At 61.1% G+C, this 15,015-nt stretch carries 15 protein-coding genes; 9 read left to right on the top strand and 6 right to left on the bottom strand.

Annotated elements, in window-relative coordinates; all coding sequences use genetic code 11:
- Positions 1–45: 45 nt before the first annotated feature.
- Entirely contained in the window at positions 46–1,125 is a 1,080-nt protein-coding gene (gene queG / locus ACM6G4_RS17805) for a tRNA epoxyqueuosine(34) reductase QueG (protein WP_414914221.1), read from the top strand.
- Here queG and ACM6G4_RS17800 read toward each other — a convergent pair.
- Both ACM6G4_RS17800 and orn read right to left on the bottom strand, forming a co-directional pair.
- The gene (locus ACM6G4_RS17800; RefSeq protein WP_056725470.1) at positions 1,107–1,718 is read right to left on the bottom strand and encodes a trimeric intracellular cation channel family protein; all 612 of its coding nucleotides are present in this window, start codon (positions 1,716–1,718) and stop codon (positions 1,107–1,109) included. The genes queG and ACM6G4_RS17800 overlap by 19 nt on opposite strands.
- Positions 1,719–1,878: 160 nt before the next feature.
- Complete coding sequence (gene orn / locus ACM6G4_RS17795; RefSeq protein WP_056725473.1) at positions 1,879–2,421, bottom strand: oligoribonuclease; 543 nt, start codon at positions 2,419–2,421, stop codon at positions 1,879–1,881.
- 107 nt (positions 2,422–2,528) lie between these two features.
- On the opposite strand from orn, the gene rsgA reads away from it, so the two are divergent.
- The 4 genes from rsgA (at position 2,529) to ACM6G4_RS17775 (ending at position 5,621) form a co-directional block, all read left to right on the top strand.
- Entirely contained in the window at positions 2,529–3,560 is a 1,032-nt protein-coding gene (gene rsgA, locus ACM6G4_RS17790) for a small ribosomal subunit biogenesis GTPase RsgA (RefSeq protein WP_223541730.1), read from the top strand.
- Between the two features lie 200 nt (positions 3,561–3,760).
- A complete protein-coding gene (locus ACM6G4_RS17785; RefSeq protein WP_056725477.1) occupies positions 3,761–4,168 on the top strand; it encodes a TIR domain-containing protein in 408 nt (135 codons plus the stop codon).
- A gap of 2 nt (positions 4,169–4,170) precedes the next feature.
- Positions 4,171–5,130 (top strand): caspase family protein, encoded by a 960-nt coding sequence (locus ACM6G4_RS17780; RefSeq protein WP_414914220.1) that lies wholly within the window; start codon positions 4,171–4,173, stop codon positions 5,128–5,130.
- Positions 5,130–5,621 (top strand): toll/interleukin-1 receptor domain-containing protein, encoded by a 492-nt coding sequence (locus tag ACM6G4_RS17775; RefSeq protein WP_056725481.1) that lies wholly within the window; start codon positions 5,130–5,132, stop codon positions 5,619–5,621. Before ACM6G4_RS17780 ends, ACM6G4_RS17775 begins: the two co-directional genes overlap by 1 nt.
- Before the next feature lie 51 nt (positions 5,622–5,672).
- Here the strand turns inward: ACM6G4_RS17775 and motB are convergent, their stop codons facing one another.
- Both motB and motA read right to left on the bottom strand, forming a co-directional pair.
- The gene (gene motB / locus ACM6G4_RS17770; protein ID WP_414914219.1) at positions 5,673–6,719 is read right to left on the bottom strand and encodes a flagellar motor protein MotB; all 1,047 of its coding nucleotides are present in this window, start codon (positions 6,717–6,719) and stop codon (positions 5,673–5,675) included.
- A gap of 161 nt (positions 6,720–6,880) precedes the next feature.
- Positions 6,881–7,732: a flagellar motor stator protein MotA gene (gene motA / locus ACM6G4_RS17765; protein ID WP_015093220.1), complete on the bottom strand. Its 852-nt coding sequence runs from the start codon at positions 7,730–7,732 to the stop codon at positions 6,881–6,883.
- Between the two features lie 167 nt (positions 7,733–7,899).
- On the opposite strand from motA, the gene ACM6G4_RS17760 reads away from it, so the two are divergent.
- Genes ACM6G4_RS17760 through asd form a run of 3 tightly spaced genes read left to right on the top strand, consistent with a single transcriptional unit; the run spans position 7,900 to position 11,174 of the window.
- The gene (locus ACM6G4_RS17760; protein WP_414914218.1) at positions 7,900–9,438 is read left to right on the top strand and encodes an HDOD domain-containing protein; all 1,539 of its coding nucleotides are present in this window, start codon (positions 7,900–7,902) and stop codon (positions 9,436–9,438) included.
- A 41-nt stretch (positions 9,439–9,479) separates the two neighbouring features.
- Entirely contained in the window at positions 9,480–10,295 is an 816-nt protein-coding gene (locus tag ACM6G4_RS17755; RefSeq protein ID WP_414914217.1) for a rhodanese-like domain-containing protein, read from the top strand.
- A gap of 18 nt (positions 10,296–10,313) precedes the next feature.
- Positions 10,314–11,174 (top strand): archaetidylserine decarboxylase, encoded by an 861-nt coding sequence (gene asd, locus ACM6G4_RS17750; RefSeq protein ID WP_008048034.1) that lies wholly within the window; start codon positions 10,314–10,316, stop codon positions 11,172–11,174.
- A 61-nt stretch (positions 11,175–11,235) separates the two neighbouring features.
- Here the strand turns inward: asd and serB are convergent, their stop codons facing one another.
- Entirely contained in the window at positions 11,236–12,450 is a 1,215-nt protein-coding gene (gene serB, locus ACM6G4_RS17745) for a phosphoserine phosphatase SerB (protein ID WP_414914216.1), read from the bottom strand.
- Positions 12,451–12,585: 135 nt separating this feature from the next.
- Between serB and ACM6G4_RS17740 the strand changes: the two genes are divergently transcribed.
- Entirely contained in the window at positions 12,586–14,103 is a 1,518-nt protein-coding gene (locus ACM6G4_RS17740) for an AhpA/YtjB family protein (RefSeq protein ID WP_414914215.1), read from the top strand.
- A gap of 181 nt (positions 14,104–14,284) precedes the next feature.
- Here ACM6G4_RS17740 and ACM6G4_RS17735 read toward each other — a convergent pair whose 3' ends face one another.
- The gene (locus ACM6G4_RS17735) at positions 14,285–14,998 is read right to left on the bottom strand and encodes a membrane integrity-associated transporter subunit PqiC (protein WP_056725495.1); all 714 of its coding nucleotides are present in this window, start codon (positions 14,996–14,998) and stop codon (positions 14,285–14,287) included.
- Positions 14,999–15,015 lie beyond the last annotated feature (17 nt).

Genomic DNA, 15,015 nt, shown 5'->3' with positions numbered 1-15,015 from the left:
GTCTGGCAGAATTATACGCACCTCAGCTCCGGTTTCTCTCGTCTCATGCCCGCTATTACCACAGACCTGCCCGCCCTCGCCCAATCCATCAAGGACTGGGGCCGCGAGCTTGGCTTTCAGCAAGTCGGCATCAGCGGCCTCGACCTGGCCGAGCATGAGCAGCACCTGGAACGCTGGCTCGAAGCTGGCTACCACGGCGAAATGGACTATATGGGCGCCCACGGCAGCAAACGCTCGCACCCCGAAGAGCTGGTGCCGGGTACGTTGCGCGTGGTATCCCTGCGCATGGACTACCTGTCCGGCGACACGCAGATGGCAAAAATGCTCGCCCAACCGGAAAAAGCCTACGTCTCCCGTTATGCCCTGGGTCGCGATTACCACAAGCTGATCCGCAAACGCGTTCAGCAACTGGCAGAAAAGATTCAGGCCGAGATTGGACCATTTGGCTTCCGCGCTTTTGTCGACAGTGCCCCGGTGCTGGAAAAAGCCATCGCCGAACAGGCGGGTCTTGGATGGATCGGCAAAAACACCCTGGTCTTGAATCGCAAGGCCGGCAGTTACTTTTTTCTCGCCGAACTGTTCGTCGACCTGCCACTACCGGTCGACCCGCCCCACGCCACCGAACATTGCGGGCGGTGCAGCGCCTGCCTCGACATTTGTCCGACCAACGCCTTCGTCGGCCCCTATGTGCTGGATGCCCGACGCTGCATTTCCTACCTGACCATCGAACTCAAAGGCGCGATCCCTGAAGATTTGCGACCGTTGATCGGCAACCGGGTGTTCGGTTGCGATGACTGTCAGATCGTCTGTCCGTGGAACCGCTTCGCCCGCCCGTCCGGTGAAGGCGACTTCAAGCCGCGGCACAATCTGGACAATGCCGGACTGGCGGAACTGTTCATGTGGGATGAGGACAAATTCCTGAGCAGCACCGAAGGCTCGCCGCTACGCCGGACCGGTTACGAAAACTGGTTGCGCAACCTGGCGGTGGGGCTGGGGAATGCGCCTTCAACGATTCCGGTGCTGGAGGCGCTTAAGGCTCGTCGGGAGCACCCTTCGGAACTGGTGCGTGAGCATGTCGAGTGGGCATTGCGGCAACACGCTGAACGTCAGGCTTCGTCGTTGTAGACGAACTTCGGCATTTCCCAATGAAAACGGATCGCCAGCAAGCGCAGCAAAAAGCCGCCGAACAAGGTGATCAGAATCGATTGCCCATCGGGTAATTGCAGGTAGATACACAGCATGTAACACCACGCCGCCGCAAACGAAACGCTGGCATAGAGCTCACGCCGGAAGATCAGCGGAATATCGTTGCAGAAAATGTCCCGCAGGATGCCACCGAAAACGCCGGTGATCACGCCACTGACGGAGGCGACCAACATGCCATGGCCCATTTCCAGGGCGGTGATGCAGCCGATCAGGGTGAAGGCTACGAGCCCCATGGCATCGAGCACCAGGAAAAGTGAACGCAGATGGCGCATCCAGCGCGCCGTGAACACCGTGATCATGGCGGCAGCCGTGGTCAGCACCAGGTATTCAGGGTGTTTGACCCAGGTCAGCGGATAGTGCCCGAGCAGCACATCACGTACCGAACCGCCCCCCAACGCCGTGACGCAAGCGATCAGCACCACACCGAACCAGTCCATGCCGCGACGGCCGGCAGAGAGGGCGCCGGTCATGGCTTCGGTGGTGATGGCGATCAGGTAGAGCATCAGCAGCATGTTGGCGATCCTTGCAAAAAGGCGCGCAGTCTACTCACTTCACCAAAGCCTACAACCCCCCCCTGTAGGAGCTGCCGCAGGCTGCGATCTTTTGACTTTGGTGTTCAAGATCAAAAGATCGCAGCCTGCGGCAGCTCCTACATAAGGACCGTGGGCCGTATCAGAACTTGATGAAATGCTTGCGGTAGTGCTGCAACTCGGCAATCGATTCGCGGATGTCGTCCAGCGCCAGGTGGGTGCTGCCCTTCTTGAAGCTGTCACGCACATCCGGTGCCCAGCGCGCAGCCAGTTCTTTGAGCGTGGAAACGTCGAGGTTGCGGTAGTGGAAATAGCTTTCCAGAGATTTCATGTGGGTATAAAGAAAGCGACGGTCCTGGCAGATGCTGTTGCCGCAGATCGGCGACTTGCCCTTCGGCACCCACTTCTCCAGGAAGGCGATGGTTTCGGCTTCGGCTTGGGCCATGCTGATGCGGCTGTCGCGAACCCGCTGGGTCAGCCCGGAACCGCCGTGCTGACGAGTATTCCACTCGTCCATGCCAGCGAGGATTTCGTCGCTGTGGTGAATGGCGATCACCGGGCCTTCGGCCAGGGTGTTCAGGTCACTGTCGGTGACGATGGTGGCCATTTCGATGATGACGTCCGTGTCCGGGTTCAGACCGGTCATCTCCAAGTCGATCCAGATCAGGTTCTGTGGGTTTTGCATGTGTCGGCTCCTAGGCAATGCTGCGCAGTTTAGCCTAGGCCGGTGGCCGGGCGTGCTAAACTCGCGGCCGTTTTACCTAATCGCTGCATTCTTGATACGGAACACCCATGGCCAAACGCCAACTCAATCGTCGTCAAAACTGGCGCATCGAAAAGATTCAGGGCGAACGCGCTGCCCGCGCCGCCAAACGCGAGTCCTCGGCCGTCGAGGCGCTTGAGGGCGGCGATCTGGGCCCGGAACAGCACGGTCTGGTGATCGCGCACTTCGGTGTGCAGGTCGAAGTCGAGGCCCGTGATGGCGAACTGGCCGGCCAGGTGTTCCGTTGCCACCTGCGCGCCAACCTGCCGGCGCTGGTGACCGGCGATCAGGTGGTCTGGCGTGCCGGCAACCAGGGCATCGGCGTGATCGTGGCGCAACTGCCGCGCAACACCGAGCTATGTCGCCCGGACAGCCGTGGTCAGCTCAAGCCGGTTGCGGCCAACGTCGACATGATCGTCATCGTGTTTGCACCGCTGCCCGAGCCCCATGCCAACCTGATCGACCGTTACCTGGTGGCGGCCGAACATGCAGGCATCAAGCCACTGTTGCTGCTGAACAAATTCGACCTGATCGACGAAAACAACGCTCCTGCACTGAACGCCTTGCTCGCCGTATACCGCACCCTCGGCTACCCGGTGCTGGAAGTGTCGGCGCACCACGGCAACGGCATGGAGCAATTGCAGACGCAGCTGGACGGACGCATCAGCGTGTTCGTCGGCCAGTCCGGTGTCGGCAAGTCATCGCTGGTCAACAGCCTGCTGCCGGAAGTCGAAACCCGCGTCGGTCCGCTGTCCGAGCTGTCTGGCCAGGGTACACACACCACCACCACCGCGCGGTTGTTCCACTTCCCCGGCGGCGGTGAGTTGATCGACTCCCCGGGTATCCGCGAATTCGGTCTGGGCCACGTCAGCCGTGCCGACGTCGAAGCCGGCTTCATCGAGTTCAACGACCTCCTCGGCACCTGCCGCTTCCGTGACTGCAAGCATGACCGCGAACCGGGTTGCGCCCTGCTCAAAGCCCTGGAAGACGGCCGCGTGCAGCAGCAACGGATGAACAGCTACCGCTCGATCATCGCCAGCCTGCCGGAAAACGGCTACTAAACAGACGTGCCGACCGCCCTGCCTTCAGCGGGGCGGCCGACGGCTGGATCTTCCCCCCCTCTTAAACATCAGACCTTTCTGTAAGACGTACGCACGCTCGCTTGTAGGGCATTTCTCTTTCCGCGCCGACACCTTGTGGCCGCCCTGCATTCGCCTAAGTTCAAACCCTCTTCGCACTCCAGCGACTCCGAGGGACACCCATGCAAACCTACCACCTGTTCATCAGCCACTCGTGGAACTACTCCGACGCCCACGACAATCTCGTGCGCCTGCTCAACGCCAAGCCCGGTTTCACATACAAGAATTTTTCGGTACCGCCGGACAACCCGATCGTCGGCGCGAAAACCGACAAACAACTTGAGGAGGCCATCGAAAACAAGATCCGCCCGTGTTCGGCGGTATTGATCATGGCCGGGATGTATTCCACCTACAGCAAGTGGATCAACAAGGAAATCGAGATCGCCAAGCGCATGGGCAAGGTGATCATTGCGATCAAGCCGTTCGGTGCCGAGCGCATTTCCACGGTGGTACGTGACGCGGCACATGCCGAATGTGCGTGGAACACCAACAGCATCATCGATGCGATTCGCCAGCATACGGCGGTGTAACCATGCGCAAGGGACTGTTTATCGGCATCAACGACTACTCCCATGTGTCACGCCTGAGCGGCTGCAGCAATGACGCCATGGCCATGGCCTCCGTGCTCAAGACCGACGCCAATGGCGATCCGAACTTCAAGAACATCGTACTGACCTCCGCCGAGGACTATCTGAGTCGGGAAAAACTCGAAGACCAGATCCGTGAGCTGTTTGCCGGCGACTGCAATGTCGCGCTGCTGTATTTCGCCGGCCACGGCTGCTTCGACACTGACACCGACGAAGGCATGTTGATCCCGCAGGATTACAAGAGTGCCAAGGACGGGATTCGCCTCAGCGACATTCTCAACTGGGCGAGCAAGGCCACGAAGATCAAGAACAAAGTGATCATTCTCGACTGTTGCCAGAGCGGCTCGGCCGGCGAACTGCGCGCCTTGCGCAGTGAGGGCAGCGTGGTCGGCGAAGGCATGACCATCCTGACCGCCTGCAAAAAGGAAGAACCGGCGATGGAGGGCGTGCAGCACGGTGTGTTCACCGGATTGTTGCTCCAGGCCCTGCACGGTGGCGCAGCGAACATCCTGGGCAAGATCACTCCCGGCAGCCTTTATTCATTTGTCGACAACGCCCTCGATGCCTGGGAACAGCGTCCGGTGTTCAAGACCAACGTGTCGCAGTTCATCTCCCTGCGCGAAGTGTCGCCGCTGATCCCCAAGGAGATCCTGCGCAAACTCCCCGAATGGTTTGCCGAAGCGGAGTCGGTGTACCCCCTCGCCCCCAGCTTTGAGCCCACCGAACCCGAGTTCAACCCGGAACAGGGCGAGGTCTTCGCCCAACTGCAAAAGTGCAACCGCCACAGCCTGGTCGAACCGGTGGACGCCGAACACATGTACTACGCCGCCATCCACGCCACCGGCTGCCGCCTCACCGCCCTCGGCGCCTATTACCGCGAACTCGCGATCAAGGGACATTTCTGATGCCAGTGTTTATCAGCTACCGCCACATGGACCGCGCCCACGCGGTTCACATCAACACACGCCTGATCCAGGCCAACATCAAGACCTACCTCGACGTGCTGGATGCCGAATCCCAGACCACCGACGACATCACCGGGGTGATCACCCGCAACATCAGCGAATGCACGCACCTGCTGGCAGTGGTATCGGAGAAAACCGCGCTGTCCTGGTGGGTGCCGTTCGAAATCGGTGAGGCGACGATCACTAATCGGCGTATCTGCTCGTTCAAGACCGGCCCGACAGAGCTGCCGTTGTACCTAGATAAATGGCCGAAGCTGATCAGCGACCGGGACATCGACTTCTTTATCGATGCCTATCGCAACGAGTCGACGCTCAAGCGTTCGATGTCACTGGATTCGGTGACCGGTAGCGAGTCGGTGCGCAGCGTCAACAAATCCAATGCGGATCGCTTTCACGCCGACCTCAAGTCCCGAGTCATCCGCGGCTTTTAACGTAGAAAACGCCGACAAAAAAGCCGACATCGCTGTCGGCTTTTTTATCGGTCACTGTTTGGGCGGTTCAGCCGGTTTGGCTGGCTCGCCCGGTTTCGGTGCCGGGTCGTCGAACAGGTTCAGACGCTCACGCAGTTCATGAGCCGGCAGAGGCTCCTTGTCCGCCGGCAACGCGTTCGGATCGACCGGCTTAGCCGGTACGGCTCCCGGAGCGGCCGAACCCTGCGGTGCATCAGGAGCAGGCTCCGCCCCTTGCGAACCTTCGATCGCTCGCTGGGCTTTTTTCGTCAGTACGACGATGTCGATACGGCGGTTCACCGGGTTGAACGGATGCTCGCGATCGAACAGGGCCGACGAGGCATAGCCGACCACCCGTGCCACCTGAGCATCCGGATAGCTGCCCGCCACTAGCGCACGCCGTGCGGCGTTGGCACGATTGGCCGAAAGCTCCCAGTTACCGAAATCACCGGTGCCGGTGTATGGCTTGGCATCGGTGTGGCCGCTGATGCTGATCTTGTTCGGCACCGCCTTGATGGTGTCGGCCATGGCCAGCAGGATGTCTTCGAAATACGGCTTCAAGCGAGCTGAGCCTGAGTCGAACATCGGGCGGTTTTCCGCGTCCATGATCTGGATGCGCAGGCCGTCCTGAGTGATCTCGAACAGGATCTGGTCCTTGAACTTCTGCATCTGCGGGTTTTCTTCGACCTTGTTCTGCAATTCTTGCAGCAACAGTTCGAGGCGCTCTTTTTCGACCTGCTCGGCCATGCCTTCGACCTGATCGGTATCGATGGTGACCTTGTCCGGTTGTGGTTGGGACTTCACCTCCGGGTTGAGAGTGTTTTCCGGCGCCAGGGTCGGTGTGCCGCCCAGATCGATGATGTAGGGCGTGCCGCTTTCGGAAAAGCCGATCGGGTCCTTGAAGTAACCGGCGATGGCAATCTTCTGTTCCGGCGTGGCGGTGGACAGCAGCCACAACACCAGGAAGAACGCCATCATCGCCGTGGCGAAGTCGGCGAAGGCGATTTTCCAGGCGCCCCCGTGATGCCCGCCGGCGATGCGCTTGACGCGCTTGATGATTATCGGCTGGTTATTTTCCATGGAGAGTGCTCTGTCTCACAAATACTGTTCCTTTTTGACGGTGCCTGTTGTCGCCATACTGCGTTGCCGCTCCTCGCCATAGCGGGCTATGACTCGTCGCGGCGCCTTGTCTGGCAACAACAGTCACTCGCCAAAAAGGAGCGTATTTGCGAAACAAAGCACTAACGACCGCGAACCGCTTGTTCCAGCTCGGCGAAGCTTGGACGGTGCGCCGGGTACAGGACCTTGCGCCCGAACTCCACGGCCAGCGATGGCGGCATGCCGGAAGCCGAAGCCACCAGCGAGGCCTTGATGGCTTCGTAGACGTTCAGTTCTTCCTTGGCATCGTGGGCCAGGGAATGGGCCAGCGGGCCGAAGAAGCCGTAGGCGGCGAGAATACCGAAGAAGGTACCCACCAATGCCGCACCCACGTGCAGGCCGATGGACTTCTGGTCGCCCTCACCCAACGAAGCCATGGTCACCACGATCCCCAGTACCGCCGCGACGATACCGAAACCAGGCATGGCATCGGCGATGCCGTTGACGGCGTGGGATGGATGCTCAAGGTCTTCCTTGAGGCTGAACAGCTCCATGTCGAACAAGCCTTCCAGCTCGTGGGGAGCCATGTTGCCGGAGGACATGATGCGCAGGTAATCGCAGATGAACGCGGTCATGCGCTCGTCCTTCAGCACCGTCGGGTACTTGGCGAAGATCGGGCTCGCGGCGGCATCTTCGATGTCGCCTTCGATGGCCATCATGCCTTCGCGGCGGCTCTTGTTGAGGATCTCGTAGATCAGGCCCAGCACTTCCAGGTAGAAGGCGTGGTTGAAACGCGAACTGAACATGCTCAGGGACTTCTTGAGCACGTGCATCGTCATATAGCCGGGGTTGGCCTGCAAGAAGGCGCCGAGGGCCGCGCCGCCGATGATCATGACCTCGAAAGGCTGGATCAGGGCGGCAATCTTGCCGTGGGAAAGCACGTATCCGCCGAGCACGCTCGCGAATACGACGATGATGCCGATAATTTTAGCCATAGGTTAGGAGAGCACTTACTGAGTCGGGTTCAAGGTCATATTCGGAAGTTAAAAAATCTCTTCTTCTACTTATCGGCAAAACTGCGCCAGACTATAGCCAGTTCAGGCGAAAAGCTAATTTGACCCCTTGCGGGCACAGGTACTGTTGACGATGATCGCCTCCCACCATGGTTAACGAAACGAACGCCCCAACCCCGAAACCGACCACTCTCGAAGGCTGGGTCAAGCTTCTCGATGGCGTGCGCCTGCCGGTTCCGCAAGCCAGCCACGACCGGGTCTGCAAGGCCATCCGCGACAATCGCAGCTCGTTGCGCGATATCGCCGACCTCATGCAAGGCAGCCCGGCCCTGGCCTTGAGCGTGATTCGCGAAGCCAACCGGCATACCCACGGCGGCATGACCGAGCCTGCGGAAAACCTTGAAGTTGCGATCAATCGCCTCGGCCTGAAACGCACCGAAGAACTGCTCGCGCGCCTGCCCGCCGAACCCCAGTCCGAGATTCCCAAAGCCCTGCGTCAGTTGCAGATGATCAGCCAGCACGCCACGCAACAGGCCAATGGCTTTTTTGCCAGTCGCCTGGCGCGCCTGTGGCAGGACATCCACTGGGGCAGCCTGCTGTTTCTTTCGCCCCTGTGGCCGCTGGCGCTGACCCATCCGAAACTGCTCGAAGACTGGGAGCTGCGGGTCATCCATAAAGGTGAATCGGCACGCAAAGTCGAACAGCAACTGTTTGGCGTACGCCTGCTGGAGATTGGCCAGGCACTGGTGGAGGTCTGGCACCTGCCGATCTGGGTGCAGCAAGGCTATCGACTGCTGCTCACCGAGCAGCGGGAACTGGTGAAGGTCCTGCGTATTGCCCGTGACAGCGAGCATCCACTGCGCCAGCAGAACCGCCTCGATGACGATCCGACCCTGCGCCGCTGGCTCAATCAACCGGCCAATACCGTGCTGCTGGCCAACGGGCTGGCGCTGTCGGCGCAACACGCCTGGGACAGCCCCCACAGTGAGCGCTGGCAGTACCTGACCAGCCTTTACCTGCAAATGCCGATGGACGAGCTGCAGCAACAACTGCACCAGCAAGCCGCCAACAGCGCACGCCAACACGCCATGCCCGACCTCTGGCACCCCGCCGAGTCGCTGATCTGGCCGTGGGGCATGAACCGTGTCCACGCAGGCTTGCTGCCGGCAGCGGCACCCACCGCCGAAGACCTGGCGAAGTGGCGCAAGCAATGCGCCGAACTGCTGGTCGAGCCGAGTCGTTTCACCAATGCCATGCACTTGACCATCGCCGCCCGGGACGCCCTCGTGGCCTGCGGCATGCGCCGGGTGATGATCCTGATGGCCGACCGCACCCACGCCAATCTGCGCGTGCACCAAACGGCCGGCCTGCCGAAGGAGGCTGCCGGGTTGAATTTCGTGGTCAGCCAGAGCAACGTGTTGCAACGCCTGCTCGCGCAACAGGCCCAGGTGCGACTGACGCCAACCAACAACGCGCAATTCTCGGCCCTGCTGCCCAACAGCCTGCGTTCGCAGTTCAATGGTGAACACTTGCTGCTGCGCTCGCTGGTCAACAATGGCCGGGTGATCATGATCGTCGTGGCGGATCAAGGCGGCGGGCCGTTTTCGGAAATTTCCGTACAGGCCTTCGGCAAAACCGCGCAGTGCATCGAAAAAGCCCTGCACAGCTTTAGCCACCGTGGCCAATAAGCTGCGTTACAATCCTCCCTTTTGTGCTCTGGAGACCTCACATGTCTGACTTCTCTGGCTTGCCGCTGGTGATCGAGCCGAGCGACTTGCTCCCTCGCCTCGACGCCCGCGAACTGATTCTGGTGGACTTGACCAGTCCCGCCCGCTACGCCGAAGGGCACATTCCCGGCGCACGCTTTGTCGATCCGAAACGCACACAGCTCGGCCAGGCCCCCGCCCCGGGGCTGATGCCCCCGCAGGCAGCACTCGAAGCGCTGTTTGGTGAACTGGGACACAACCCCGACGCGATCTACGTGGTGTATGACGACGAAGGCGGCGGTTGGGCCGGGCGCTTCATTTGGCTGCTGGATGTCATCGGCCACAGCAAGTACCACTATGTCGACGGCGGCCTGACGGCCTGGCTGGCGGAAGGCTTGCCCATGTCGATCCAGATCCCGCCACCGGTGGGCGGCCCGGTTTCACTGACCTTGCACGACGAACCCACCGCCACCCGCGAATACCTGCAAAGCCGCCTCGGCGCCGCCGACCTGGCAATCTGGGATGCACGCGGGCCGCAGGAGTACTCCGGCGAGAAAGTCCTGGCAGCCAAGGGCGGGCACATTCCCGGCGCGGTCAATTTCGAATGGACCGCGGGCATGGATCGGGCACGCCAGTTGCGCATCCGCACCGACATGCCGCAGATCCTCGAACAACTCGGGATCAGCAAAGACAAAGAAGTGATTACCCACTGCCAGACTCACCATCGTTCTGGCTTCACCTATCTGGTGGCCAAATCCCTCGGTTATCCGCGGGTCAAAGGCTACGCCGGCTCCTGGGGCGAATGGGGCAACCATCCCGATACCCCGGTAGAAATTTAAGATTTTTAAGGACCGTTAATGAACAAGCGTCTGTTTCTCCTCGGCCAGTACCTGCTGCCCCACAACCTGCTCTCGCGACTGGCCGGCTGCATCGCCGAATGCCGCGTTCGCTGGTTCAAGAATGCCTTTACCGCCTGGTTCGCCAAGCGTTATCAGGTGGACATGTCCCAGGCGCTGGTCGAAGACCTGACCGCCTACGAGCACTTCAACGCGTTCTTCACCCGTGCATTGAAAGACGGTGCCCGTCCATTGGACGAAACCCCGGGCGCGATCCTCAGCCCCGCCGACGGTGCGATCAGCCAGCTCGGCCCGATCGAGCACGGCCGCGTGTTCCAGGCCAAGGGCCACAGCTTCAGCGTGCTGGAACTGTTGGGTGGCGATGCGGCAAATGCTGCGCCGTTCATGGGGGGCGACTTCGCGACCATCTACCTGTCGCCGAAGGACTACCACCGCGTGCACATGCCGCTGGCCGGCACCCTGCGCGAAATGGTCTACATCCCGGGCCGCCTGTTCTCGGTCAACCAGACCACCGCTGAAAACGTTCCGGAACTGTTCGCCCGCAACGAGCGCGTGGCGTGCATTTTCGACACCGAGCGCGGGCCTATGGCCGTGGTGCTGGTGGGCGCGATGATCGTGGCGTCGATTGAAACGGTGTGGGCCGGCCTGGTCACGCCGCCGAAGCGCGAGCTGAAAACCTTCCGCTATGACGAAGCCGCGCGCGCGCCGATCCACCTGGAAAAAGGTGCGGAGCTGGGACGCTTCAAACTGGGTTCGACCGCTGTCGTGCTGTTCGGGCCGGATCAGGTGAAGTGGGCTGAAGAAATGACCGCCGGTACTGCGGTGCAGATGGGTCAGGGCATGGGCTCGCCAAAAGCTTAAAGACCGAGCTGCATCCCTGTGGGAGCGCCGCACCGCCGCTCCCACATTTATTTCGGGTGTATCAGAGCTGTCCGTCGCGATCGCGGAAGCCCAGCAGATACAGCACGCCGTCCAGGCCCAGAGTCGAAATCGCCTGCTTGGCCGACTGCTTCACCAGCGGCTTGGCACGGAACGCCACGCCCAACCCGGCAATCGCCAGCATCGGCAAGTCATTGGCACCGTCGCCAACCGCAATGGTCTGCTCCAGGCGCAAGCCTTCCTTGTGTGCCAGTTCCTTCAGCAAATCCGCCTTGCGCTGCGCATCGACAATCGGCTCGACCGCCACGCCGGTGACTTTGCCGTCGACCACTTCCAGTTCGTTGGCGAACACGTAGTCGATACCCAGCCTGGCCTGCAATTGCTTGGCGAAGTAGGTGAAGCCACCTGACAGAATCGCGGTCTTGTAGCCCAGGCGCTTGAGTTCGGCGAACAGGGTTTCAGCACCTTCGGTCAGGCGCAGCGAGGCGCCAATGGAGTCCAGCACACCGACGTCCAGCCCCTTGAGCAAGGCCAGGCGTTCCTTGAAGCTGGCGCGAAAATCCAGTTCGCCGGCCATCGCCCGCTCGGTGATTTCCGACACTTTGTCGCCGACGCCCGCAGCCTTGGCCAGTTCATCGATCACTTCGGCTTCGATGAGCGTTGAATCCATGTCGAACACAGCCAGGCGACGGTTGCGACGGAACAGCGAATCTTCCTGGAAGGCAATATCGACGTTCAGTTCCTGGGCAACGCTGAGGAATTCGGCACGCAGCGCCTGCGGATCAGCCGCTTCGCCACGCACGGAAAACTCGATGCAGCCCTTGCCCTTGTCGGCCGGCGTGTCCAGCGGCATGCGCCCGGACAGACGATCGATGTGGTCGATGTTCAGGCCATATTTGGCGGTGATCGAACTCACGGCCTGCAACTGCCCGGCCGTTACCTTGCGGGTCAACAGGGTCACGATGTGGCGTTTTTTGCCCTGGTTGCCGACCCACTGCTGGTAATCCTCTTCGGACACCGGCGTGAAACGCACCTGTTGATCGAGCTCATAGCCCTTGAACAGGATGTCCTTGAGCACGGACCTGCCTTGTTCGGTGTCGGGAATTTCAACCAGGATACCGAACGACAAGGTGTCATGGATCACCGCCTGACCGATGTCGAGAATGTTCACACCACCCTGGGCCAGAACGCCGGTAATGGCCGCAGTCAGACCCGGACGGTCGACTCCCGTGATGTTTATCAGGACGATTTCGCGCAAGGCGCACCCCCGCAGGTGGAAAAAAACCGCATTCTACCCACTTTCAGTGACCATCGGGCACCGTGAGCGCTTTGACGGTCTAGGGCCTGTCGCTATACTGCGCGTCAACTCCACGGACAAAAGAGCCGAGCTCAAGTGAACCGGCCTACGCCAGTAAAAACCGACAACTTCTTCCTGCTGATCTTCCGGGCACTGCGTCACCGCCGTGTACCGATTGCATTGCGCATCGCCAGCCATAACGTGATCCTGGTCGCCCTGGCCCTGGTCATCTATGCCGGTGTGATGGGCCTGCAGTTCAAGCAGGCCATGCACGAGCAGGCGGATGCGCTGGGCGAAAGCCTGACCACGCAGACGGCCACCTCGGCCACCGAGCTGTTGGTGTCCAATGACATCCTCAGCCTCAATGTGCTGCTCAATAACCTGACCAAGAACAAGCTGGTGGCCCACGCCGCCATCTACAGCCCGGACAACCGCATCCTCGCCGAATCCGGCCAGCGTCCCAAGCATAGCCTGCTGGGCGAAGCCGAGGGCATGTACCAGAGCAAGATCACCTTCCAGGACGTGACTGCCGGGCAATTGCGCATCAGCCTGGACATGGACCAGTTCCAGCAGCCGATGACCATCAGCCTGCAAAGCATGGGCATTCTGAGCGCCATCCTGCTGGCTTTGTCCCTGGCCCTGAGCCTGCGCATGGGGCGTTATCTCTCAACGCCACTGCTGCAATTGCGGGTATGGCTGCGCAATATCGACGAATACACCCCGGCCACCGACCGCCAGGACGAAATCGGCGACCTGGCGCGCCAGCTGCACGCCAACTTCGCCCCGGAGCCCGCCCCTGTGCCGGAACCGGAGCCGGAATTCGACGACATGGATGACGAGGCCGACCCGGCCTTCGAAGTCCGCAACCTGCGCGACCCGAGTTTCGACGAGAGCCGTCCGGTAGCGGCGCTCAAACCAGCGCCACGGCAGATCGTCAGCACCGTCGAAGACGACGATGATGAAGACCCGTTCGCCGATCTGCGCGACGAGTCGCTCGACAGCGCCCCACAACCGGTGGTTCGCAAGCCCACGCCGAGCGTGCCGCAACACAGCGCGGTGCTGGCGGTGCAACTGGGCTCCCAGGAGCAACTGCGTCGCCTGCCGCGGGCACGCCTTGAAGAACTGCTCGAACGCTATCGCGATTGCCTCGACCAGGCCGCCTCGCTGTATCAGGGCGAAGTAGAGACCTTGAACGATGGCAGCACGTTGATGCTGTTCCACACAGAAGACAGCGGCGACGATTACCTGACCAACGCCATCTGCTGTGGCGAACTGCTGCGGGCCCTGGGCCACCAGTTGCAGATCGAAGTCGCGGACAGCGGCATCACCCTGCAATTGCAACTGGGCCTGACCCTGGGCGACGAACTGTTCGGCCTGAGCCAGATCGACCTGCTGCTGACCGATCCCGCCCAGGACGCCCTGGCCCTGTCGCAACACAGCCGCAACCTGCTGCTGGTGGAACGCAGGATCAGTGACGACGCGTTGATCCGCCAGCGCGCACGGATCCGCCCGATTGCCAGCCCTGAGGGGGCTTGCTGCGTGGAGCGGTTGATGGAGCCGTATCCATCGATGCTGGAGCGGCAATTGGCGCGGATGCACGAGCGCCGCGCGTAGGAGCTGCCGAAGGCTGCGATCTTTTAGCCTTTAAACCTGCAAGCCCGCAGATGAGTGATCGTCTGCGGGCTTTTTTGTGGCCTGCCCTGGCCTCTTCGTCGGAACTGACGCCAGATATCTCCATCCTGCAGAAACAACAAAGCCCGCATCTATGCGGGCTTTGTTTCAAATCCATCCAGCCTTAGAAGCGGAACACTTCCATATCCGTACGAATCGGCGCGGCCATCGGGATCTTCGGCTGCTTTTCCTGTTCTACCGCAGGTGCTGGCGCCTTGGCTGCCGGCTTGCGCGGGGCTTCGGCGATCGGCGGCTGATTGGCCAGGGGCTTGAGCGCCACCGACAATTGCTCGGCCAGGCGTTGCAACAACACGCCCTGTGCCTGGACCTGAGCCGCCGTGGTACCGGCATGCTGTTCCTGCAAATGGATGATGCGGTTGTCACGGACCTGCCCGCGACGGTCGATCAGGCGCCATTGCGCGTCGAGGATCGCCGGCTGTTTTTCACCCGAATCCAGGCGCGTGATAGTCAGCAGGACCTGGACGTCCGGGGTAAAGCCCAGTGTTGCCGGGGCCAGCACTACGCGCTGGCTGTCCAGGCGACCTGCGACCTGACGCAGTAGCAGTTGATCGATATCCGACGAAAGGCTGCCAGCCCAACGACCGTCGGTCGAGGCTTGCAGGCTGCCATCGGGCTGGCGCTGCAACAGGGTTTCGCGTTGCAGGTAGTCGGCCACGGTCACAGGCCCCAACAATACCGCCATGCCCGCGTTCTGTGCGGGCTGAACCGGACTACCCGCGTCCAGCTGATACAACGACACCGGTTGGTGAACGCTGCAACCCGCCAGGCCAAGAACGCCGGCGAGCAAAAGAATAAAAGGAAGGCGCAGAGCAGTCATCGTCCCATCCAGGTGGT

The sequence above is a fragment of the Pseudomonas sp. IT-P258 genome (genome assembly GCF_949767825.1).
GTDB lineage: Bacteria > Pseudomonadota > Gammaproteobacteria > Pseudomonadales > Pseudomonadaceae > Aquipseudomonas > Aquipseudomonas monachiensis.
This window is presented reverse-complemented; position numbering and strand designations above follow the sequence as displayed.

Coding starts and splice junctions, on each gene's coding strand:
- queG (WP_414914221.1), top strand. CDS start 46: ATGCCCGCTATTACCACAGACCTGCCCGCCCTCGCCCAATCCATCAAG.
- ACM6G4_RS17800 (WP_056725470.1), bottom strand. CDS start 1,718: ATGCTGCTGATGCTCTACCTGATCGCCATCACCACCGAAGCCATGACC.
- orn (WP_056725473.1), bottom strand. CDS start 2,421: ATGCAAAACCCACAGAACCTGATCTGGATCGACTTGGAGATGACCGGT.
- rsgA (WP_223541730.1), top strand. CDS start 2,529: ATGGCCAAACGCCAACTCAATCGTCGTCAAAACTGGCGCATCGAAAAG.
- ACM6G4_RS17785 (WP_056725477.1), top strand. CDS start 3,761: ATGCAAACCTACCACCTGTTCATCAGCCACTCGTGGAACTACTCCGAC.
- ACM6G4_RS17780 (WP_414914220.1), top strand. CDS start 4,171: ATGCGCAAGGGACTGTTTATCGGCATCAACGACTACTCCCATGTGTCA.
- ACM6G4_RS17775 (WP_056725481.1), top strand. CDS start 5,130: ATGCCAGTGTTTATCAGCTACCGCCACATGGACCGCGCCCACGCGGTT.
- motB (WP_414914219.1), bottom strand. CDS start 6,719: ATGGAAAATAACCAGCCGATAATCATCAAGCGCGTCAAGCGCATCGCC.
- motA (WP_015093220.1), bottom strand. CDS start 7,732: ATGGCTAAAATTATCGGCATCATCGTCGTATTCGCGAGCGTGCTCGGC.
- ACM6G4_RS17760 (WP_414914218.1), top strand. CDS start 7,900: ATGGTTAACGAAACGAACGCCCCAACCCCGAAACCGACCACTCTCGAA.
- ACM6G4_RS17755 (WP_414914217.1), top strand. CDS start 9,480: ATGTCTGACTTCTCTGGCTTGCCGCTGGTGATCGAGCCGAGCGACTTG.
- asd (WP_008048034.1), top strand. CDS start 10,314: ATGAACAAGCGTCTGTTTCTCCTCGGCCAGTACCTGCTGCCCCACAAC.
- ACM6G4_RS17735 (WP_056725495.1), bottom strand. CDS start 14,998: ATGACTGCTCTGCGCCTTCCTTTTATTCTTTTGCTCGCCGGCGTTCTT.